Here is a 21,529-nt window from a genome sequence, read left to right on the forward strand (position 1 = left end):
GAGGCTCTACATGGATTTCACCGGCAAGACCGTCGTGGTGATCGGCGGCACCAGCGGCATCAACCGCGGCATAGCGCTAGCCTTTGCCCGGGCCGGCGCGCGGCTGGCCGTGGCCAGTCGCAGTCAGGACAAGGTGGACGACACCGTGACCGAGCTGCGCGCCGCAGGGGCGCAAGAGGCCCTCGGCGCATCCTTCGATGTGCGCGATGCCGAGGCGGTGGCCAAGGGTCTGCAAGGGTTCCGCGATCAACTGGGTGAATTCGATGTGCTGGTTTCGGGCGCGGCGGGCAACTTTCCTGCGCTTACGGCGGACATGTCGATCAACGCCTTCAAGACGGTGATCGACATCGACCTGATGGGCACCGTGCATGTGATGAAGGGCGCCTATCCGCATCTGAAACGCCCCGGCGCCAGCATCATCAACATCTCGGCGCCGCAATCCTGGCTGCCCTACGAGGGGCAGGCGCATGTCTGCGCCGCCAAGGCGGGCGTCGACCAGATCACCCGCACGCTGAGCCTGGAATGGGGGCCCGAGGGGATCCGCGTGAACTCGGTCGTGCCCGGCTTTATCGAGGGAACAGAGGGCGCCAGACGGTTGGCACCAAGCCCCGAGGCGGAGAAGACCTTCAAGGCGGATGTTCCGCTGGGTCGCTGGGGGCAGCCGCAGGATGTGGCAAATGCCTGCCTGTTCCTAGGCTCGGACATGGCCGCCTATATCAGCGGCACGGTGCTGTCGGTCGACGGCGCACTTTATCAGCGTGGCTCGGGCCGGGCGGGTCAGATGATCGGCCAGATGCTGCGCACGATGCCAAAGCGCTGTTGAGCGGGCGCGTCTCCCGCAAGGTAGGCGCCGGAAAACATGTGTTTTCCGGCCCGTTTTCCGAGCCGGAAAACGGCCCCGCCGCGCCCGATGCGCCAGAGGTCAGTTGGTTCCTTCCAGCCCCACGGGCTTGCCCACGACGGTGAAGCTCAATCCCTCTGGGTCGAGGAAACCGGCGGCAAATGCGTTGATCTCTTCCAGCGTCACCGCATTCACCTGGTCGTTGCGGGTGGCGATATAGTCAATCGGCAGACCCTGTATCTGCATCCCGGCCAGGATATTGGCGATCCGTCCATTGCCGTCAAAACGCAGCGGATAAGCACCTGTCAGATACGTCTTGGCATCCTCCAGTTCCTTGGCCGTCACACCATTAACCGCCACATCCCGCCAGACATCGCGTATGACGGACACCGCCTCGGCGATCTTGTCATTGGCCGAGGCCACAGACCCCATATAGACCGAAGCCAACTCTCTGGGCAGCAGATACGAGTATACACCGTAAGTCAGACCACGCTTCTCGCGCACCTCCTGCATCAGTCGGCTCTCAAAACCGCCTCCACCAATAATATGATTCAGGATGTAGGCGGTAAAGAAATCGGGATCGCTACGGTCGATCCCCTGCTGGACGAACAGTGCCACCGACTGCGGTGTATCGAAATCGACCACCCGTACCGGTCCGGGAATAGTCACCTGCGCTCGGTTCGGGATCGGAACCCCTTTTTCCGGCAGGTCGGACAGCAACTGGTCAAGCAGCACACTCAGCTCCTCCGCCGAGATGTCGCCGACCGCGCCGACATAGACCCTATCACGGGCAATCGCGCCTCTGAAGGCCGTTACAATATCGTCCCGCGTCAGCGCCGAGACACTATCGATCGTACCCTTGCCTTCGGTTGCGTAAGGATGCTCACCATAGACAGCTTCGGACATCGACGCGCCTGCGATGCGGTGCGGGTCGGTCTGATCCGAGCGCAGTCCGGACAATACCTGGGCGCGCACCCGGTTTATAGCGTCCGGATCAAATCGGGGCGCATGCAAGGTTGTCCGCAGCAGGTCAATTACCTGATCTCGGTTTTCTGTTAGGAACTGAGTTGAAATGGTGAGCGTATCATCGCTGACGTCGAAGCCGAACGACGCCGCCAGCTCCTCTAGGCGCCGAGCATAGGCGCGCGCGTCCAGATCACCCGCCCCTTCCTCTATCAGGCCGGTCATCAGATAGGTCGCGCCCCGCTTGCTCGGCGCATCTAGAGAGGTACCGCCGCGAAACCAGATCTCGAGTGCGGTGAACGGGATAGAGTGATCCTCGACCAGCCAGGCGTTATGACCCTGAGGTGACGTCACCTCCTGGATCTTGACTTCGGCCCAGGCCGGCAATGCCAAGACCAGCACCGTCAATGCTGCAACAAACGCCCTCATTGGGTCACCTCCTCGACATTGGTCAACCAACCCGTCACCGATGCCTCGGGCCGCAGCACCGCGCGCGCGGCGGCGATGATGTCGTCACCAGTCACGGCCTGCAAAACATCGGGCCAGGCCTGCACATCGGCGATGGTCAGGCCGCTGGCCAGCGCCGCGCCATAGCGATTTCCGATCCCGTCGACATTGTCGCGCTCATAGATCAAAGCCGCGCGCAACTGCATCTTGATCCGTTCGAGGTCATCGGCATCTACCCCTTCTGAGATAAAATCCACCAATACCTTGTCCATAGCCGCTTCGGCCTGTGTCAGGGACACGCCCTGTGCCGGCACCACGATCATGTCAAATGTCGTGTCGTCCAGTGACAACCCATTATAGAACGCACCAGTATAGATCGCCGTCTGACTGTCGAATTGAAGTTTTTCGTTCATGTAGGACGTGGTGCCCCCGCCCAGCAGTTCGGCCAACAGATAAAGTGCGGCGGCCGTCTCCTGAGCGCCAGCATCACGCTCGGGCGCGAGATAAGACCGGTGAACATAGGGTTGCGCCACCCGCGCATCTTTGAACGTCAAGCGCCGCGCGGCGGTTTGCGGCGGTTCCTGGCTGCGGAACCTCTCGGGCAGGTCCGGGTTAGCTGGGATCACGCCGTAGTAGGTCTCGGCCAGGGTGCGCACCGCCTCGGGCTCTACATCGCCGGTCACGATCAAGATGGCGTTGTTGGGCGCGTAATAGGTGCGGTAGAAGGACAGCGCATCCTGCATGTCCAACGTTTCCATCTCGTGTTTCCAGCCGATCACCGGGACACCATAGCGGTGGTTGAGGAACTGGGCCGCGTCCATCTGTTCGCCGAACAAGGCGCGCGGGTTGTTCTCGGTGCGCTGGTTGCGTTCCTCCAGGATCACATCGCGCTCGGTCTCGATATCGCGTTCGGTCAGGCGGATGTTGCGCATCCGATCCGACTCCATCCGCATCATCAGTTCCAGTCGATCGGACGCCACCCGCTGGAAATAGGCGGTATAGTCATAAGAGGTGAAGGCGTTGTCGGTGCCGCCATTGGCCGCCACGGTGGCCGAGAGTTCACCCGCCTCCATCGTTTCGGTCGCCTTGAACAGCAGGTGTTCGAGGAAATGTGCCACCCCAGAGGAACCGACCGGCTCGTCCGCCGATCCGGCCCGGTACCAGACCATCTGCTGTACCACGGGGGCGCGGTGATCTTCGATCACGACGACATCCATACCGTTTTGCAGGGTAAAGGTGGTGACCGCCTCTTGTCCCTCGGGCGCCGCCCAGAGCGGCGCAGCCGAGACAAGAGCGGCAACAAGAGCAAAAGCCCGGACCATGCGCATCCTCCGTATCGCTAGCCGACAACCTACGGCAGGCCCGGCAAGGTTCAAGACGCGCTGACGTAAAATTAAGGATTATTCACTTTCCGGCGGCGCCGAGGGCGTCGCGGCCCCGGCCCGACGGAAGCGCTCGTTCTGGTTGAACGGGTTGATCGCTTCCTTGCGATAGGCCTGCTCATAGCGATCGACCGGGAACAGCCGGATACGGGTCCAGCGCCCCTGACGCTTGCGGAATTCGGCGTCTTCGGTGGCCAGCGCGGTGCGCGTATTGGCGGGGACGCCATAGCGGCTGGAGGCACTGACCAGCGCCTGATCCGAGGCAGGAATGCCGCCACCCGGTTGCAGCGCGGTCTCCTTGCCGCCCAGCGCCACCACCGCATCGGCGGCGGGCGTCGGATCGGTCAGGTTGGCGCCACCCGGTGTCGGCGCGGGCAACACGTTGAAATCCTTGGGCTGGGTCAAGGGCTTCACCGGCATGATGGCGAACTCGTCGGGTCCGGTCCCCTGCGAACGGATATCGCGCAGCCCCTTGCTGGAGCAGCCCGATACCGCCAGGGCGGTCGCGATCACGATCAAAGCCAGCGGCGCGCGCATGGTCATCTCCTGCCTGTTTCGTCGGGTTTTATCGCATATCCGCGCGCCCGTCACGAGGGCTTTTTGCCATCCATCAGGATCAGCGCCGCCGCACCGGCAAAGATAAAGATATCGGCCACGTTGAACACATAGGGGTTGTCGATACCACAGCAGGACATGTTGAGGAAATCGAGGACATAGCCATAGATCAGCCGGTCGATCACGTTTCCGAGCGCACCGCCGATCAGCAACCCGCCTCCGATCAGCATCCACCGCGACGGGCGTCCCCGCGACAACCAGAACAGTACGACCGCACAGATCGCCAGCGACAGGCCAATCAGTATCCAGCGCGCGGCATCGCCCTCACCCTGGAACAGGCCAAAGTTGATGCCGCGATTCTCGCCATAGCGAAATGTCAGGAACGGCGGCAGCACCTCGATGCTGCCGCGATGGGCCACGTCCATCACGTGCACGACCAGGTATTTGCTGATCTGGTCGATCAGAAAGGCCCAGAAGGCGGACCAGAAGAGGAGCCGGGCGCGCATCAGTGCCGGAAATGGCGCATGCCGGTGAAGACCATGGCCAGACCCGCCTCGTCCGCGGCCTTGATCACCTCGTCGTCGCGCATCGAGCCGCCGGGCTGGATCACGCAAGCGCCCCCTGCCGCAGCCGCCTCAAGCAAACCGTCGGGGAACGGGAAAAACGCGTCCGAGGCCACGGCGCAGCCCTTGGCCGGGCTTTCGGGCAGGCCCAGTTCGGTCGCCATGCGCTGCGCCTTGGCGGCAGCGACATTGGCACTGTCGAGACGGCTCATCTGACCCGCGCCGACACCCACGGTGGCGCCGTCCTTGACATAGACGATGGCGTTCGACTTGACATGCTTGCCGACCTTCCAGGCAAACAGCAGATCGGCCATCTGCGCATCAGACGGGGCCTTCCTGGTCACCACCTTGAGGTCGGCGAGATCGACATGGCCCACATCCTTGTCCTGCACCAGCATGCCGCCGGCCACCTGTTTCATCGCCACGATGGGCTGGCGCGGATCGGGCAGACCGTCGGTCAGCAGCAGGCGCAGGTTCTTCTTGGCGGCAAAGATCGCGATCGCCTCTTCGCTGGCACCAGGAGCAATCACCACCTCGGTAAAGATCTCGACGATCTTGCCCGCGGTCTCGGCATCCAGCGGCTGGTTCAGCGCCACGATCCCGCCAAAGGCGCTGGTGCGGTCGCAGTCGAACGCTTTCTGATAGGCCTCGGACAGGGTCGCGCCCAGCGCCACACCGCAGGGGTTGGCGTGTTTGATGATCGCACAGGCCGGGCCGTTTTCGGGCGCGAATTCGGCCACCAGCTCAAACGCGGCATCGGTATCGTTGATGTTGTTGTAGCTCAGCTCCTTACCTTGCAACTGCCGCGCGGTGGCCACGCCCGGACGGTTCGAACCATCGATATAGAACGCCGCCTGCTGGTGGCTGTTCTCGCCATAACGCAGGGTCTGTTTCAGCTCACCGGCAAAGGCGCGGCGGCGGGGGGCCTCCAGTGCCAGTTGACCGGCCATCCAGTTGCTGACGGCGGCGTCATAGGCGGCGGTGCGGGCATAGGCCGTTTGAGCCAACCGCTGGCGGAAGGCATAGGAAGTCTGGCCGTCATTGGCCGCCATCTCGGCCAGCAATGCGTCATAATCCGCGACATCCACCACCACGTTGACAAAGGCGTGGTTCTTGGACGCCGCTCGGATCATCGCCGGGCCGCCAATGTCGATATTCTCGATACAGTCGTCATAGGCGGCACCCTTGGCCACGGTCGCCTCGAACGGATAGAGGTTGACGACCAGCAGGTCGATGCCCGCGATACCGTGCTGCTCCATCGCCGCTACGTGCTCGGCATTGTCGCGCAGCGCCAGCAGGCCGCCATGCACCATCGGGTGCAAGGTCTTGACCCGGCCATCCATCATCTCGGGGAAACCGGTCACCTCGGCCACGTCGCGCACCGTCAGACCCGCATCGCGCAGCGCCTTGGCGGTGCCGCCCGTCGACAACAGCTCGACCCCGCGCGCGGCGAGGGCCTGGCCCAGCTCGATCAGTCCGGTCTTGTCGGAAACGGAAAGAAGCGCGCGGCGCACGGGGGAAAGGTCGGTCATTTGCTCGGGGTCCTTATGCGGATCAGTCGAATTCGGGTTCGTCCCGGTTCAGGTCGCGAATGGCAATCGCGGTGTCCTGCGCCTTGCTCAGCGTCCACCGGATGCGGGTCGCATACTCCATTGCGCGCCCGGATAGAACGATCTGTTTTGTCGCGCGCGGCTTCAGGCGGGTCTTTTCAAGATAAACGCTTGGCTCCAATGACAATTTATATTTGCCATCATGGCGGAAAACCCAGATCTCGCCGCTTTTGAGGGCCATCGACACCGCCGCGCCGCCCAGATCGACCGCCGCGTCCACCTCAGGGTGCAGATGCAGGCGCAGGTCGAATCCGACCCCTGCCAGCACCGAAGCATCCATCGCCTTGTCAAACCGGCGCTTGGCGCCATCGTCCATCGCCAGCAGCATGTCCTCGCCTGCCAGTCCGCGCCCGTCATGGCTCAACTCCAGCGTTCGGGCATGGGTCAGGCCGAACACCTTGGCATAACCATCGTGACCGCCCTGAAAGCGGATGCCATCCGTCATCTCCGAGATCTCGACCGGCACTTGTGTCGGGCCTTCGATAAGTGCCTCCAGCCCGGTGCCGCGCTCGGGGTCGGCCAGGCGCGCGCTCGAGAACCCGTCGAGGCAGAGGGTGGAATGGGACGGCGTGGCCCGTCCGGCCCGGCGCCATTCCACCCCGAAACTGATGCCCGAGCCGCAATTGACGATCAGCGGGCGGCGCCCCGAGGTCAGCTCGAACGCCAGGGTCGAGGCATGCGCGTTATAGGAGGCGGCGCCGCGCGGCGGCACGCTGGCATCGACGATGACACTGGTACGCCCACCCGACAGGCGCGCATAGCCCATCGACAGCCCCTCGGCATGGACCGGCTTCACGCCGCTGGCCGCCAGTGCGTGATCCAACCGCCCTTCAAGCCCGCGCCCGCCGCCGTGAAAACGACCCAGTTGCCCATCCGCGTGGCGCAGGGCGCGCAAGGTCGGTGCGATCCGCTCGATTGCCTCGGTCTGCGCATGCGGCGCGCCGCGCCCCGCCTCGTGCAGCGCTGCGGTGGCCCAGTTGAGCAGGGTAAACACCTCCAGCAACTCCTCGGGGTTGCGGGTGGGCAGCCCACCTTCCTTGTCGATCTGGTTGTTGCAATCGCGCGCCAGCGCCCGCACCGCCGGGTCGGCCAGTTCCTCCAACCCTTCCAGCGCCAGACCGGCATAGATGACCCCTGTCAGCGCCTCGAACCGGCCCAGACCCGGCTTGGCGCCGGGCCAGCGTTTCGACAGGAACCAGGTCTGCTGTCCCAGCGAGCGAAAGAAAGCATGGCTTTGCTCGGGCTCGACGCCGCGCAGCAGGAACGGAGCGTGGTTGATCCAGCGGATGACGCGGCGCCCGGTCAGCTCGGGTGTCCAGCCCGAACCGCGCCCGCGCCCATGCGCCTCGATCCAGCCCCACAGCCAGCGCTGCGCCTTTTCGCGCGCACGCACGTCGCCCACGGCGGCCAGATCGTCGAGCCAGGCAAAGCCCTGCCGTTCGTCGTCAAAGGCCCCATTGGGCGCCTCGACCTCCCACAGGCCGCTGCTTTGGGATTCGACCAGATAGCCGGCAAACAGCAGATTGCCCGCCACCAGCTGTCGCCCGCGCGCATATGAACCGATGGTGCGCGGTTCGGGCTGCGAGACAAAGGCGCGCACCGATTTGTGCCGCTGGCTGAGACGCGCGTAAAGACGGTTCTGGAACCGCGCCCATCTGCTGACCATGTTATGCGAACCGGACATACGCTCTGCCTCTCACGCTCTTTGGCGTTTGTGGCGGAGGATAGCGGCACCGGCGCCGCAAGTCACCGGTTATTCCGGACCGTCGGCCGCCTTGCGCAGAACCGCCATGTAGAACCCGTCCATACCGCCCCTTTCGGACCAATAATCGGGGCGCAGGCGCAGACCGCCCTCTTCGGTGATCCAGGCGGGGTCGATGCCCGGCAGGTCCAGCGCGGCGCGGTCAACGGTCATATCGGGATAAAGCGTCAGTGCCTCTTCAACCTGCACCTCGCCCTCGTCCGGCAACAGCGAGCAGGTACAGAACACCATGCGCCCGCCGGGTTTGACCAGGGTCCAGGCATGGGCGATCATCTGCGCCTGCAACTCGATCAGCGCGCCGAATTCGGAACCGTCCTTGGCCAGCGGCAGATCGGGGTGACGGCGGATGGTGCCGGTGGCCGAACAGGGCGCATCTAGCAGCACCGCATCATATTGACCGCCCTGTTCCAACGCATCACCCACCACCGTTTCGGCACTCAGGCCAGTGCGGGCAAGGTTTTCGCGCACGCGGGCCATCCGCCCTTCGGAGATATCGAGAGCGGTGACCCGCCCCCCCGCGGCGGCCAGTTGCATCGTCTTGCCCCCCGGCGCGGCACACAGGTCCAGCACGGTCTCGCCCGGTTGCGGATCGAGCAGCCGCACCGGCAGCGCGGCGGCGGCATCTTGCACCCACCAGTCTCCGGCGGCAAAGCCCGGCAGGGCCGAGACCTGCCCCGCATCATGCAAACGGACCGACCCTGTAGGCAGCACCTCTCCGCCTGGCGCGGATGCTCCGGGTTTCAACGTCAGGTCAAGTGGAGCGCCCGCGAAATGCGCCGCCTCCATCGCCGCGACGGCAGGTGCGCCCCAGGCCTGAACCAGCGGATCGCGCAACCAGCGCGGCAGGCGCGGCACCCGGAGCCGCGCCCAGTTAGCTGGCGCATCAGCGGCCACCTTGCGCAGTACCGCGTTGACGAGCCCCTTGAGCCGCCCGTGCCGGCGCGAGCGGCCGACAATCTCGACCATGGAATGCACCACACCATGGGCGGCTTCGCCATGGGCCAGCTCGACCGTCCCCAATCGCAGCGCATTGCGCACGCTCAGCGGCGGCGCCTTTTGCAGATGCGGTTTCAGCAGCCGGTCGGCACGTTCCAACCCACGCAAGGTGTCAAGCGTCAGCCGCTGGGCGCGGGCGCGTTCCTCGGGCGGCAACCGGTCCAGCGCCCCGGCGCCGAGGCATTCGGACAACAGCCGCCCCTCGCCCAAAATCTGGTCGAGCAGATAGATCGCGCTCTGTCGCGCCTGGGTCGCGCTGTCCGCCATGGGGTGCCTCGTCCGGTTGTGACCATCCGCCCGCATTGCCAAGGGCGGACGCGGGCGTGTATCAGGATACCAGACCGAAAGGAACAGCAAAGCCATGAGCGAGCCGCGCACAGACCTGCCCCCCGCCGCCCAACGCGCCCTTGCCGAGGCCGAGGAACGCCGCCGCAAGGCCGAGGCCGAGGCCAAGCCGCTGCCCAAGGAGCTGGGAGGGCGCGACGGACCGGACCCGGCCCGTTACGGCGACTGGGAGAAGAAGGGCATCGCCATCGACTTCTGACCAGCGCGTTCCGGGTTGCAACCCGGCGACCCAGACCGCACTCTCTGACGCAAGGCAAGATTGGCCCAAAGGGCGACAGAGAGTTTCCATGACCTCCAGACCTCCGATGCAAACCGTCTCGACCGGCCTCGTCGTGGCTATCGTCGGTTTTTTCAGTTCGTTTCCGATCGTCTTGCAGGGTCTGGCAGGGGTTGGCGCGGATACTGCGCAAGCGGCCTCGGGTCTGATGTTCGCGGCGCTCTCGATGGGCCTCACCGGGATAGTGTTGAGCCTTTGGACCAAGTCGCCCGTCTCGGTCGCGTGGTCCACGCCGGGCGCCGCGTTGCTGGCGGTGTCGGCGATGCCCGAGGATGGGTTCGGCGGAGCTGTGGCCGGGTTCATATTGGCGGGCGCATTGACCGTGATCGCGGCCTGGTGGCGCCCGCTCAGCCGGTTGACCGCCGCAATCCCCGGTCCGATCGCCCAGGCGATGCTGGCGGGGGTGCTGTTCTCGCTTTGCCTGCGCCCGTTTCAGGCATTGGCAGAGATACCTTTTCTCGCCCTGCCGATCCTGCTGACCTGGTTCATCATCAGCCAGATCAGCCGCCCCTTTGCAGTGCCCGCCGCTGTGGTCGCCGGGGCGCTGGTCGTCACCGTCAACGCGGGCTTTGACATTCCGGCGCCAGAAACGCTGATTGCCGCGCCGGTCTGGGTCACCCCGGTCTTTTCGCTGGAGGCGCTGACCAATATCGCGCTGCCGCTTTTCATCGTCACCATGGCGACCCAGAACGTGCCCGGCCTGGCGGTGCTGCGCGCCTATGGCTATCAGCCGCGCCCGGCGCCTCTGGTAACCGGGGTCGGTCTCGCCAGCGTGCTGTCGGCGCCCTTCGGGTCTCCGGCCACCTGTCTGGCAGCAATCACCGCCGCCATGTGCGCCAACGAAGAGAGCCACCCGGACCCGACCGAGCGCTATTGGTCGGCTGTCATGGGCGGGCTGTTCTATTGCGTGCTGGGCCTCTTTGCCGGGGTCATCGCCGGATTTGCGGCACTGGCCCCTGCGCTGGTTCTGGGAACCGTTGCGGGCGTGGCGCTGCTGGGTGTCTTTGCCGGCTCGACGCTGGCGGCGCTGGAAGAGCCCGATTATCGGCAGGCCGCCGCCGCCACCTTTCTGATCACCGCGTCGGGCATCACCATCCTAGGGCTCAACGCCGCCGTCTGGGGCTTGGTGATCGGCGGTTTGATGCAGGCGATATCGGACCGGTTGCGGCGCATGCGTGTCTAGCCGCCCTCTCCGCTCAGAACAGCAAGAAGCCCCTCGACCAGGGCGCGCTGACGCCGCGCGGTCAGGCGATCGCTGGGCCAGGTCAGCCAATACCCGTCACGCGTCGGTAGCCGAGGCGCGTCCAGCAGGCATAGTCGGCCTGCACCCAGCGCCGCGCGCGCCAGAGGTAGCGAGCCCAAAGCCACCCCGATCCCCTGTTCGGCGGCCGCCAGCGCATGTCCCATGGAATCGACGCTCAACCGCGCCTGTGCCTCGGGCATGGCTCCGGTCAGGCGCGCCCAGTCGCGCCAGCCGGGCCGCTCTCCGCGCAGGTCGATGATACCCGCATCCCAGCCCTGCCCCGGCGCCGCCATCGGCGCCAGTATCTCGGGCGCGATCAGCAGCGCCTCGCGCCCGGGCCAGGCACCACGTCCGAACCGGATTTGCAACCAGGTCCGTTCTTCGTCCAGACCGGCGCGGCGGGCGGCGGAATCACTCATCAACCGCACTCCGGGATGCGCCGTCAGAAATGCCGCCGCGCGCGGCAACACCAGCGCCTCGATATGCGAGGCAAGGCCCGCCACCCGCAACTCGGTCGGCGCGGTGCCGAACAGGTCCTCGGTGCTGCGGGCCAGCGCCGACAGGCTTTCCTGTACCAGCGGCAGATAGCTTTCGCCCTCAACCGTCAGTGTCACGCCCCGCGGTCCGCGCACAAACAGCGCCCGGCCCAGCCAGGCCTCGAGATTGCCGATCCGCTGGCTGACCGCCGCCTGGGTCAACCCAAATTCCCGCGCCGCCGCCGAGAACCCGCCCAGCCTGCCGGCAGCTTCGAATACCCGCAACCAGTCGAGCGGTGGCAAGCCGATGCGTGTTTTTCCCATAGATATTTCTAACCCTAAGCCAAAAGAAGGGATAACTATCTTGATGCCATTTGGCGCGCTATCTCTCAAGCCAGCAAATATGCGACAAAGGAGAGGCCTCATGCTGCGCCAGGTCACCCATACCGACCGGATCGTCACCCTTGATTATGCCAATGGCGCCACCGCACGGTTTCACGCCGTCTGGCTGCGCGACAACGCACTGGACCCAACGACCCGCGCGCCCGGCAATGGCCAGCGCCTGATCACCATCGGCGACATCCCCGCCGGTCTGAGTATCGGCGCGGCCGCGCTTGCTGGGGACGCGCTGTCGGTCACCTTCTTGCCCGAGAACAAGACCGTCACATTTCCGGCGGATTGGCTGGCCGCCCATGCCTATGACCGGGATCACGACCACCCGATCGGATGGACCGCTCCCGGCATCACCACCTGGGAGAGCGCTATCGCCGCGCCCGGCGGCGACTGGACCGCCGTGCACACCAATCCAGCGGCCAAGCGCGACTGGCTGGCGGCAGTGGCCGAATTCGGCTTTGCCCGGCTGACCGGCGGCCCCGCCGAACCCGGCGCGCTGCTCAAGGTGGCCGATCTCTTCGGTTATGTGCGCGAGACCAATTATGGCCGCTATTTCGAGGTGCGGACCGAGGTGAACCCCACCAACCTCGCCTATACCGGGCTGGGCCTTCAGGCTCATACCGACAACCCCTATCGCGACCCGGTGCCGACGCTGCAAATCCTCTACTGCCTGGAGAACAGCGCCGAGGGCGGCGACAGTATCGTGGTTGACGGCTTTCGCGCGGCCGAACGGTTGCGGGATGCAAACCCCGAGGGGTTCGCGCTGCTTGCAGGTTATCCGGCCCGGTTCGAATACCGGGGTTCGGACGGGGTCTGCCTGCGGGCGCGCCGTCCGATGATCGAACTGTCCCCCGACGGTCAACTGGTGGCGATCCGGTTCAACAACCGCTCCTCTGCCCCCTTCGTGGATATCCCCTTTGACAAGATGGAGGCCTATTACGCCGCCTATCGTCAATTGGCCGAGTTCATCGACGACCCGGCGATGGGGGTCGCATTCAAGCTGGAACCGGGCGAGAGCTTCATCGTCGACAACACCCGTGTCCTGCATGCGCGCACCGGCTATTCGGGCGCCGGGTCGCGCTGGTTGCAAGGGTGTTACGCCGACAAGGACGGGCTCCTCTCGACCCTCGCCGCAATGGAGGCCACCGCGCCGGAGGCCGCGGAATGAACCCTGATTTCACAACTCTCAACCGCGACAACATCGTCGCGTTCCTTGGTGATATCTTCGCCCGCCGCGGCGGCGAGGAATATCTGGGAGAGCCGGTGACCATGGCCCAGCACATGCTGCAAGGCGCCACCATCGCCGAACAGAACGGCCTGCCCGAGGAGATCATCGTCGGCGCGCTCTTGCATGATATCGGGCATTTCACATCGGAATTCGGCACCTATCATCCCGACGACACCGAGGACCGCCATCACGAGGATGCGGGCGAGGCGGTGCTGGCACCATTCTTCCCCCCGGTGATCACCGATTGCGTGAAGTACCATGTGGCCGCGAAACGCTATCTCTGCGCCACCAGGCCCGCGTATTTCGCGCGCCTGTCGCCCGCCTCGGTCCATACGCTGGAGTTGCAGGGCGGGCCGATGACTGCCGAAGAGGTGGCCGAGTTCGAAAGGAACCCGAACATCGAAGCAATCATTCAGGTCCGCTATCTGGACGAGGCCGGCAAGCGAGCCGATATGGAAACCCCCGATTTCGACCATTTCGCGCCGATGGTTCAGCGTATGGTCGACCGGCATCTGCCGGGATCATAGGGCGGAGCTGGGGGCCAGCCCCCAGACCCCCGGAGTATTTCCGACCAGAAAGAAGCAAAAACGCTCCTGCTTCTTTCTGGTTTGCAAATACTCCCGCCGGAGGCTCCCGCCCGCACGGCAAAGACCCGCGCGGGCGAAGGCATGTTGTGCTGCGGTCTACTCTGCGGCCCAGCCGCCGACCGCCTTGACCTCAAGGAAGTCTTCCAACCCCCAGACGCCACCCTCGCGCCCGTTGCCGGATTGTTTCATGCCGCCAAAGGGCGAGCCGGCAGAGCGGGATTGGCCATTCATCTCGACCATGCCCGAACGCAGCGCGCGCGCCATGCGGTTTGCGCGGGCGGCGTCCTGCGTCTGGACATAGTTGGTCAACCCATAGGGCGTGTCATTGGCGATCTCGATCGCCTCTTCCTCGGTATCGAAGGGGATCATGGTCAGAACCGGGCCAAAGATCTCCTCTCGTGCGATGGTCATCTGGTTATTGGCATCGGCGAACACGGTGGGGCGCACGTAATAGCCCTTGTTCAGCCCCTCGGGCCGACCGGTACCGCCCGCGACCAGGCGGGCGCCTTCGTCGATGCCCTTCTGGATCAGGTCCTGGATCTTGGACCATTGCAACTCGTTCACCACCGGGCCGATATGGCGGCCTTCGTCCAGCGCGTTGCCCACGGTGACCTTGCTGGCCACTTCGGCGGCAGTTTCGACCGCCTGGTCGTAGATCGGGCGTTGCACCAGCATGCGGCTGGGCGCGTTACAGCTCTGGCCGGTATTGTTCATCATGTGCAGCACGCCGCGCTTGACCGCCTTGTCATCGGCATCGGCAAAGATCACGTTGGCGCCCTTGCCGCCCAGTTCCAGATGCACTTTCTTGAGCGTATCGGCTGCCGCCTTGGAAATCGCGGTGCCCGCGCGCGTCGAGCCGGTGAAGCTGACCATGTCGATATCGGGATGCGACGAAAGCTGCGAGCCGACACCCACGCCATCGCCGTTCACGAGGTTGAACACACCCGGCGGGAAACCGGCCTCGTCCATCATCTCGGCAAAGATCATCGCGTTGAGCGGGCTTTGCTCGGAGGGTTTCAGAACCATGGTGCAGCCCGCGATGGCGGCGGCGCCGACCTTGAGCGTGACCTGGTTCATCGGCCAGTTCCAGGGCGTGATCAGCGCCGCGACGCCCACCGCCTCGTAGATGATACGGTCATTGGGAGCATGATCGCCCAACGGGCGCTCGAACTGAAACGCCTTGGCGGCACGGATGAAGTTCTTCAGGTGCCACGTGCCCGCGCCCACCTGCTGGCTGCGCGACATGTCGATGGGCGCGCCCATTTCCAGCGACATCGCCTGCGCCAGATCCTCGCCACGGGACTGGTAGATCTCGATCAGCTTTTCAACCAGGGCGATCCGCTTGGCGACGGGGGTTGCCATCCATCCCGGCAGCGCCGCCTTGGCGGCGGCGACGGCGGCATTGGTATCGGCCTCGGAGCCGAGGGAGATGACGGCACAGGGCTCTTCGGTCGACGGGTTGATGACCTGGAAATCATTGCTGACGGCAGGCGCAACCCAGGCGCCGTTGATGTAGAAATCACGCTTTTCGATCATGTCTGCCTCTCCTGATCAGACGGTTTTCGACCGGGCGGTCGGGAATCGGGGTCACTGTGTCACCCAAGACAGCGCGCGGCAAGGGGTGGTCGCAAAATTTGATCAAATTTTGCCGTCCCGCAGATTTCTTGTGGCGGCACCTTGTCGCGGGTGGTGTATCCGGGCGGACCAATCGCTAGATTGGGCGCGACTGACTCGCACTCACAGCAAAGGAGATCCCCCATGGGTTTGCGCATCAACGATATCGTTCCCAATTTCGAGGCCGATACCGACAAGGGGCGCATCGCGTTCCATGACTGGATCGGCGACAGCTGGGCCATCCTGTTCTCGCATCCCAAGGATTTTACCCCGGTCTGCACCACCGAATTCGGCGCCGTGGCGCAACTGGCTGATGAATGGGCCAAGCGCAACACCAAGGTGATCGGCGTTTCGGTCGACGGGGTCGAGGATCACAAGAAGTGGAAGGGTGATATCGAGAGCTTTGCCGGCGCCACCGCCGGCTTTCCGATCATCGCCGACGAAGGTCTGGCGGTCTCCAAGGCCTTTGACATGCTGCCCGCCGACGCCTATCTGCCCGATGGCCGCACCCCCGCCGACAGCGCCACGGTGCGCTCGGTCTTCATCATCAGCCCCGACAAGAAGCTGCAACTGTCGATGACTTACCCGATGTCGGTCGGGCGCAACTTTGCCGAGGTGCTGCGCGCGCTTGACGGGCTTCAGCGCACCTATCAGCAGCCGCTGGCCACCCCCGCCAACTGGGAAACCGGGCAGGACGTGATCGTCGCGCTGGCGCTGGACAATGCCGCTGCCGAAGAAAAATACGGTGCGCTGGACATCAAACTGCCTTATCTGCGGTTTGCAAAGAACCCGGGCTAAGCCCATCGCGGGCGCGGGGCGACCCGCGCCCGTCAACGATAGAAAGACCTTTGCCATGGCCTCTTTGAAACGCTGGCTCGACCTGCGCCGCAACCCCTGGAAGGCCGAGCATTATGCCGGGCTCAAGGCCTGGCGCGCCGACAATGCGCTGAAGACGCGGTTTCACACATATGACGATCTTGCCTCCGAAGCGGTGGTTCTGGATGTCGGCGGGTTCGAGGGTGGCTGGGCCGATCTGATCCTGTCCGTTCAGCCCAAGGCGCGGGTACATGTGTTCGAACCTCACCCCCGATTTGCCGATACGCTGAGGGCGAAGTACGCCGACCGGCCGAATGTATCGGTTCATGATTTTGCCATGGGCGGGGCCGAGGGCACCCTGACGCTCAGCGACGATGGCGATGCCTCCTCGGCCTTTGGCTGTCAGGGTGGCGCGCTCACGGCGCCGGTGCGTCCTGTCGGCGCAGTCTTTGCCGAGCTGGGGCTGGACCGGGTCGATCTGATGAAGGTCAATATCGAAGGCGGAGAATACGATCTGCTGCCCGCCCTGCTGGAGAGCGGGCTGATGCCCCGCATCGCGCGGCTTCAGGTGCAGTTTCACCTGTTCGAACCGGCGCAGATCGACGCCCGCGCGGCGATCTGCGCGCGGCTGGAGGAAACCCATGACTGCGCCTGGTGCTATCCGTTCATCTGGGAGGAATGGCGCCTGCGCTAAGGCGCCTTTAGCCGCGTGACAGCCGCCGCACCGCCGCACGATAGCGTGCGCGATACCATTCGCGGGTCAGCCGCTCGGTCAGGCTCTTTTTCGCACCGATGGTGCTGCCGCCGATGGCCCCGGTCCGGTCGCGCAGGCCCGACGGGCTGATCACCCCCAGTCGCAACCCGGTATGCCAGTGCATCTGCAGGAACGTGTCGACCGGCCGGTCAAACGGTTCGGTCAGGGCCAGCAGCCGTTCCGCCGCCCAGCGCGCTACCAGCTGGCCCGAGGTGCGCAGCGGTGTCAGATCGGGCTGCATCAGCACTGCCTGCCCTTGCTGATCTATCGCGGGCGCGGTCACCGGACGGGTTTGAAACTGGATATAGCCCATCTGCGCCACATGGCGCTGCGCCAGCGCCAGCGCATCAGCAAAGCCTGCCTCCAACGCCATGTCATCCTCGATGATCAGTGCAGCCTCTGCTTCGCTCTCGACCAACCGGGCCCAGGCGGCACGATGGCTGAGGAAACAGCCGATCTCGCCCGGGCGCAGATCAAAGGGATAGGCGGGTTTCAACAGCCCCGGTCGAAAGGCCCGGTCCCGCGCCTCCGGTGCCAGTGCCGCACCATCGACCGCAGGCAGAAGCACGGCATAGGGCAGCTCCGCCACCAGCGCCTCGGCCTGCGCGCGCCGGTCCTTGGCGCGTTCCAGATGAATGACGAAACCGATCGGATCCATGCCGGACCTCCCTGTCGCCGCCTGTCCAACGCGCGGCCCGAATGGAAAAGGCCCAGACAGCATGTCCGGGCCTTTCCGTCTGTGCAAGACCAGAGGCTTATTCCGCCTCAGAGGCCTCTTTCTTTTCCGGCACGATCTCTTCGCCGGTTTCCTGATCGACAACCTTCATCGACAGGCGCACCTTGCCGCGATCGTCAAAGCCCAAGAGCTTGACCTTCACTTCCTGGCCTTCCTTCAGAACGTCCGAGGGATGGTTCAGGCGGCGGTTTTCGATCTGGGACACGTGCACCAGGCCGTCGCGCTTGCCAAAGAAGTTCACGAAGGCGCCGAAATCGACGATCTTCACGACTTTCCCGGTATAGATCTGACCCTCTTCGGGCTCGGCCACGATGGACCAGATCATGTCATAGGCTTTCTTGATCGAGTCGCCGTTGGGCGAAGCGATCTTGATGATGCCATCGTCGTTGATATCGACCTTGGCGCCCGACACTTCGACGATCTCGCGGATCACCTTGCCGCCCGAACCGATCACTTCGCGGATCTTGTCGGTGGGGATCTGCATGGTCTCGATGCGCGGTGCGTGGACCGAGAAGTCGGCAGCGCCCGACAGCGCCTTGTTCATCTCGCCCAGGATGTGCATCCGCCCATCCTTGGCTTGCGACAGGGCTTTCTCCATGATCTCAGGCGTGATGCCCGCAACCTTGATGTCCATCTGCAGCGAGGTGATGCCGTTTTCGGTACCCGCCACCTTGAAGTCCATGTCGCCCAAGTGGTCTTCGTCACCCAGGATGTCGGTCAGAACCGCATAAGATCCATCGTCTTCCAGGATCAGGCCCATGGCCACACCGGCAACGGCGGATTTCAGCGGCACGCCCGCATCCATCATCGACAGCGACCCGCCGCAGACCGATGCCATCGAGGACGAGCCGTTGGACTCGGTGATCTCGGACACCACGCGGATGGTATAGGGGAAGTCGGTCGGCGCCGGCAGCACCGCCTGAAGCGCACGCCAGGCCAGTTTGCCATGACCGATCTCACGACGGCCGGGCGAACCCACGCGGCCAACCTCGCCCACCGAGTAGGGGGGGAAGTTGTAATGCAGCAGGAAGTTCGATTTGAAATTGCCGTGCAGCGCGTCGATGAACTGTTCATCGTCGCCGGTGCCCAGCGTGGTCACGACCAGACCCTGGGTCTCGCCCCGGGTAAACAGGGCAGACCCGTGGGTCCGCGGCAGCAGGCCGGTTTCGGCCACGATCGGGCGCACGGTGGTGGTGTCACGGCCGTCGATCCGCTTGCCACCCTTGACCACGTCGCCGCGCAGAATGCCGGCTTCGAGTTTCTTCAGGGCCGAGCCGAGATTGCCGTCTGCCAGCTGTTCCTCGGTCAGAGCGGCCTTGATGGCCTCACGCGCTGCGGCTACGGCTGCGGTGCGCTCCTGTTTGTCGGTGATCGCGAAAGCGGCGCGCATCTGCTCTTCACCAGCGGCTTTGACGGCGGCGTAGAGGTCTGAGTAATCCGGCGGGGTAAAGTCGAACGGTTCCTTGGCGCACTGTTCGGCAAAGCCGATGATCAGGTCCACGACCGGCTGGATCTGCTCATGCGCAAAGGTCACGGCGCCCAGCATCTCGGCCTCGGTCAGCTCATAGGCCTCGGATTCCACCATCATCACGGCGTCCTTGGTCCCGGCAACAACCAGGTCCAGACGCTGTTCGGGGTTCAGGCGCAGGTCCTGCATGTCGTCGACCGTCGGGTTCAGGACATATTCGCCATCGACATAGCCGACGCGGCAGCCTGCGATCGGGCCCATGAACGGCACGCCCGAGATGGTGAGCGCGGCCGAAGCGGCGATCATCGCAACGATATCGGGATCGTTGACGAGATCGTGGCTCAGCACGGTGCACATCACCAGCACTTCGTTCTTGAAGCCCGGCACGAACAGCGGGCGGATCGGCCGGTCGATCAGGCGCGCGGTCAGCGTTTCCTTTTCGGTCGGGCGCGCCTCGCGCTTGAAGAAACCGCCCGGCACCTTGCCCGCGGCATAGTATTTTTCCTGATAATGGACCGTCAGGGGAAAGAAGTCCTGACCCGGTTTTTGCTCACGGGCAAAGGTCACGTTGGCCATCACGCGGGTCTCGCCCAGGGTGGCAACCACCGAACCGTCGGCCTGACGGGCAATCTTGCCCGATTCCAGTGTCAGCGTTTCCTCGCCCCACTGCATCGATTTCGTCGTTACATCAAACATGTGCGTATCCTAGATGGGAGCACTCCCAGGCGTATCCCGGGTCTCCCGTTTCAATGGCGGCCCCATTGCCGCCGACCCCGTTATCATTTCCTTCACGGTGCCGGGGTCCGGGCACCACGTCTCAGATTTTGCGCCCATACAGGAGTTTGCGACGGATTGAAAGAGGAATGGCGCGCGCCGGGAGCGCGGCGCGCGACCAGATGGTTTCCCAAATCAGATTGGGCGCACGATCAGTTGCGGCTGGCCGTCCGAGGTACGCCGGCTGGAGCGGCCATCCCATCCGATCTCGCCACTGACCCGTTGGCGCAGGGCCGAGAAACTGTCGAACCGGACCACATCGACCGGTTGGTCGAAATGCAGCGTGATGCGGCGGTGGCCACCATCGCCCAGCACGGACAGGCCCCGGACTTCGGCGGTGAAGGGCTGGCCCAGATACTCGCCGGACACCCGGTCACCGACGCTGAAATGCAGCCGGTTGCCAGCCTCGGCCACCAGCGTGTTCCAGTCGCGGACACCGTGTTGGTGTGCCACGAGTTCAAGCGCGCGCGAATGGCTGATCGGGGTTCCCGCAGCGTGCAGATCGTCGCGCAGGCGACGGGCCTGCGCCTTGTACGCCTCGATGGGCGCGGTGGGTATTCTATGTGTCATCATTGCCTCGTTTTCCAAAACGGGCGCATCAAAACGGACGGGGCTCGCATTGCCATCCAAGCGCCGGAAAAGGGCAAGGATCGTGATCAAGCGGGTTTCACCATGGCCAAGGGCCGCGAGCGGCAGGGAACCCGAACCTGGCGGTTAGATAGGTAAGGGACCCCGAGCTGTCAACAAGCCCCCATGGGACAGCGTTTGATCCTACACAATCCATCACGGTTTCTTTACTAAGTGCCGAAACCAAGAAGTTTGCATCATGATCACCACCCGCCTGCACGGCCGCCTTGGCAACCAGATGTTCCAATATGCCGCCGCGCGCGGTCTGGCCTTGCGTCTGGGCACGCAGGTCGCGCTGGACACCCGGTTGGCCGAGGCGCGTGGTGAAGGGGTGCTGACCCGCGTCTTCGATCTGGACCTCGCTACGCCCGACCGCCTGCCACCGCTGAAAGGCGACGGCTTCCTTCGTTATAGCGCCTGGCGGGTACTGGGCCTGCCACCGCGCTTTCGGCGCGAGCGCGGGCTGGGCTACAACCCGGCGATCGAGGGGTGGGGCGACGGCAGCTATCTGCACGGGTATTGGCAGTCGGAACGTTATTTCGCTCATATCGCCGACCGCATCCGCGCCGATTTCACCTTTCCCGCTCTTTCCAACAGCCAAAACGCGGAAATGGCCGCGCGGATCGGCGAATGCCCAGCAATCTCGCTGCATGTGCGGCGGGGGGACTACGTGGCGCTGGCCGCCCATGCGCTGTGCGACCAGCGCTACTACGAGACCGCGCTGACCCGGATCCTTGAGGGGGTCGTGGGCAATCCGGTTGTCTTTGTCTTTTCGGACGATCCCGGCTGGGCGCGGGACAACCTGCCGCTGCCGGTGCAAAAGGTGGTGGTGGATTTCAACGGGCCCGAGACCGATTTCGAGGACATGCGCCTGATGAGTCTGTGCCGCCACAATATCATCGGCAACTCCTCGTTCTCGTGGTGGGCGGCATGGCTGAACGCAAACCCGGACAAGCGGGTAGCCGGCCCCGCCCGCTGGTTCGGCGATCCGAACCTGCATAATCCCGACATCCTGCCGCCCAACTGGCTGAAGACCGAGGTTTGAGCATATAGCAAACGCCGCAGCGGGGGG

The 21,529-nt window shown here is 64.4% G+C and carries 20 protein-coding genes; 8 read left to right on the forward strand and 12 right to left on the reverse strand.

Annotation, left to right across the window (positions count from 1 at the left end):
- Nucleotides 1-10 precede the first annotated feature (10 nt).
- Nucleotides 11-823, forward strand: a complete 813-nt coding sequence (locus MB818_RS07250) for an SDR family oxidoreductase (protein WP_234138539.1) — start codon at nt 11-13, stop codon at nt 821-823.
- A gap of 99 nt (nt 824-922) precedes the next feature.
- Here MB818_RS07250 and MB818_RS07255 read toward each other — a convergent pair whose 3' ends face one another.
- The 7 genes from MB818_RS07255 to MB818_RS07285 all read right to left on the reverse strand — a co-directional run bounded on the left by MB818_RS07255 (nt 923) and on the right by MB818_RS07285 (nt 9,386).
- Nucleotides 923-2,233 (reverse strand): M16 family metallopeptidase, encoded by a 1,311-nt coding sequence (locus MB818_RS07255; RefSeq protein ID WP_234167518.1) that lies wholly within the window; start codon nt 2,231-2,233, stop codon nt 923-925.
- Nucleotides 2,230-3,573: a M16 family metallopeptidase gene (locus MB818_RS07260; protein WP_238904608.1), complete on the reverse strand. Its 1,344-nt coding sequence runs from the start codon at nt 3,571-3,573 to the stop codon at nt 2,230-2,232. The genes MB818_RS07255 and MB818_RS07260 overlap by 4 nt, the downstream gene beginning before the upstream one ends.
- Before the next feature lie 78 nt (nt 3,574-3,651).
- Nucleotides 3,652-4,170, reverse strand: coding sequence for a DUF3035 domain-containing protein (locus MB818_RS07265; protein WP_234144373.1), 519 nt, complete (start codon nt 4,168-4,170; stop codon nt 3,652-3,654).
- Between the two features lie 50 nt (nt 4,171-4,220).
- Nucleotides 4,221-4,694, reverse strand: a complete 474-nt coding sequence (gene lspA, locus MB818_RS07270) for a signal peptidase II (RefSeq protein WP_234182662.1) — start codon at nt 4,692-4,694, stop codon at nt 4,221-4,223.
- On the reverse strand, nt 4,694-6,283 hold the full coding sequence (gene purH, locus MB818_RS07275; protein WP_234144375.1) for a bifunctional phosphoribosylaminoimidazolecarboxamide formyltransferase/IMP cyclohydrolase: 1,590 nt from the start codon (nt 6,281-6,283) through the stop codon (nt 4,694-4,696). The genes lspA and purH overlap by 1 nt, the downstream gene beginning before the upstream one ends.
- Nucleotides 6,284-6,305: 22 nt before the next feature.
- Entirely contained in the window at nt 6,306-8,045 is a 1,740-nt protein-coding gene (locus MB818_RS07280) for a heparinase II/III family protein (protein ID WP_234138521.1), read from the reverse strand.
- Between the two features lie 69 nt (nt 8,046-8,114).
- On the reverse strand, nt 8,115-9,386 hold the full coding sequence (locus MB818_RS07285; RefSeq protein ID WP_238904610.1) for an RsmB/NOP family class I SAM-dependent RNA methyltransferase: 1,272 nt from the start codon (nt 9,384-9,386) through the stop codon (nt 8,115-8,117).
- Between the two features lie 94 nt (nt 9,387-9,480).
- On the opposite strand from MB818_RS07285, the gene MB818_RS07290 reads away from it, so the two are divergent.
- Together MB818_RS07290 and MB818_RS07295 are read left to right on the forward strand one after the other, a co-directional pair.
- The gene (locus MB818_RS07290) at nt 9,481-9,663 is read left to right on the forward strand and encodes a DUF1674 domain-containing protein (RefSeq protein WP_234144378.1); all 183 of its coding nucleotides are present in this window, start codon (nt 9,481-9,483) and stop codon (nt 9,661-9,663) included.
- A gap of 88 nt (nt 9,664-9,751) precedes the next feature.
- Nucleotides 9,752-10,924, forward strand: a complete 1,173-nt coding sequence (locus tag MB818_RS07295) for a benzoate/H(+) symporter BenE family transporter (RefSeq protein ID WP_238904613.1) — start codon at nt 9,752-9,754, stop codon at nt 10,922-10,924.
- Here MB818_RS07295 and MB818_RS07300 read toward each other — a convergent pair.
- Nucleotides 10,921-11,784, reverse strand: a complete 864-nt coding sequence (locus tag MB818_RS07300; RefSeq protein ID WP_234163150.1) for a LysR family transcriptional regulator — start codon at nt 11,782-11,784, stop codon at nt 10,921-10,923. The two genes, MB818_RS07295 and MB818_RS07300, sit on opposite strands and share 4 nt — an antisense overlap.
- 100 nt (nt 11,785-11,884) lie before the next feature.
- On the opposite strand from MB818_RS07300, the gene tmpA reads away from it, so the two are divergent.
- Together tmpA and tmpB are read left to right on the forward strand one after the other, a co-directional pair.
- Nucleotides 11,885-13,021, forward strand: a complete 1,137-nt coding sequence (gene tmpA, locus MB818_RS07305) for a 2-trimethylaminoethylphosphonate dioxygenase (protein ID WP_234138505.1) — start codon at nt 11,885-11,887, stop codon at nt 13,019-13,021.
- Entirely contained in the window at nt 13,018-13,608 is a 591-nt protein-coding gene (gene tmpB, locus MB818_RS07310; protein WP_234163151.1) for a (R)-1-hydroxy-2-trimethylaminoethylphosphonate oxygenase, read from the forward strand. The genes tmpA and tmpB overlap by 4 nt, the downstream gene beginning before the upstream one ends.
- 156 nt (nt 13,609-13,764) lie before the next feature.
- On the opposite strand, the gene MB818_RS07315 is transcribed toward tmpB, so the two are convergent.
- Nucleotides 13,765-15,204 (reverse strand): aldehyde dehydrogenase family protein, encoded by a 1,440-nt coding sequence (locus MB818_RS07315; RefSeq protein WP_234176792.1) that lies wholly within the window; start codon nt 15,202-15,204, stop codon nt 13,765-13,767.
- A gap of 222 nt (nt 15,205-15,426) precedes the next feature.
- Between MB818_RS07315 and MB818_RS07320 the strand changes: the two genes are divergently transcribed.
- Both MB818_RS07320 and MB818_RS07325 read left to right on the forward strand, forming a co-directional pair.
- Nucleotides 15,427-16,080 carry a peroxiredoxin gene (locus MB818_RS07320; RefSeq protein ID WP_234163152.1) on the forward strand — a complete coding sequence of 218 codons (654 nt, stop codon included), beginning with the start codon at nt 15,427-15,429 and terminating at the stop codon, nt 16,078-16,080.
- Nucleotides 16,081-16,135: 55 nt separating this feature from the next.
- Nucleotides 16,136-16,792: an FkbM family methyltransferase gene (locus MB818_RS07325; protein ID WP_238904616.1), complete on the forward strand. Its 657-nt coding sequence runs from the start codon at nt 16,136-16,138 to the stop codon at nt 16,790-16,792.
- A 7-nt stretch (nt 16,793-16,799) separates the two neighbouring features.
- On the opposite strand, the gene MB818_RS07330 is transcribed toward MB818_RS07325, so the two are convergent.
- The 3 genes from MB818_RS07330 to MB818_RS07340 form a co-directional block, all read right to left on the reverse strand.
- Entirely contained in the window at nt 16,800-17,510 is a 711-nt protein-coding gene (locus MB818_RS07330; RefSeq protein WP_238904618.1) for a glycosyltransferase family 25 protein, read from the reverse strand.
- A gap of 97 nt (nt 17,511-17,607) precedes the next feature.
- Nucleotides 17,608-19,752: a polyribonucleotide nucleotidyltransferase gene (gene pnp, locus MB818_RS07335; protein WP_238904620.1), complete on the reverse strand. Its 2,145-nt coding sequence runs from the start codon at nt 19,750-19,752 to the stop codon at nt 17,608-17,610.
- A 213-nt stretch (nt 19,753-19,965) separates the two neighbouring features.
- Nucleotides 19,966-20,403 (reverse strand): glyoxalase superfamily protein, encoded by a 438-nt coding sequence (locus MB818_RS07340; protein ID WP_238904623.1) that lies wholly within the window; start codon nt 20,401-20,403, stop codon nt 19,966-19,968.
- A 253-nt stretch (nt 20,404-20,656) separates the two neighbouring features.
- On the opposite strand from MB818_RS07340, the gene MB818_RS07345 reads away from it, so the two are divergent.
- The gene (locus tag MB818_RS07345) at nt 20,657-21,502 is read left to right on the forward strand and encodes an alpha-1,2-fucosyltransferase (protein ID WP_238904625.1); all 846 of its coding nucleotides are present in this window, start codon (nt 20,657-20,659) and stop codon (nt 21,500-21,502) included.
- Nucleotides 21,503-21,529 lie beyond the last annotated feature (27 nt).

Origin of the sequence: Ruegeria alba, assembly GCF_022321465.1 — a bacterium.
Classification (GTDB): Bacteria; Pseudomonadota; Alphaproteobacteria; order Rhodobacterales; family Rhodobacteraceae; genus Ruegeria_B; species Ruegeria_B alba.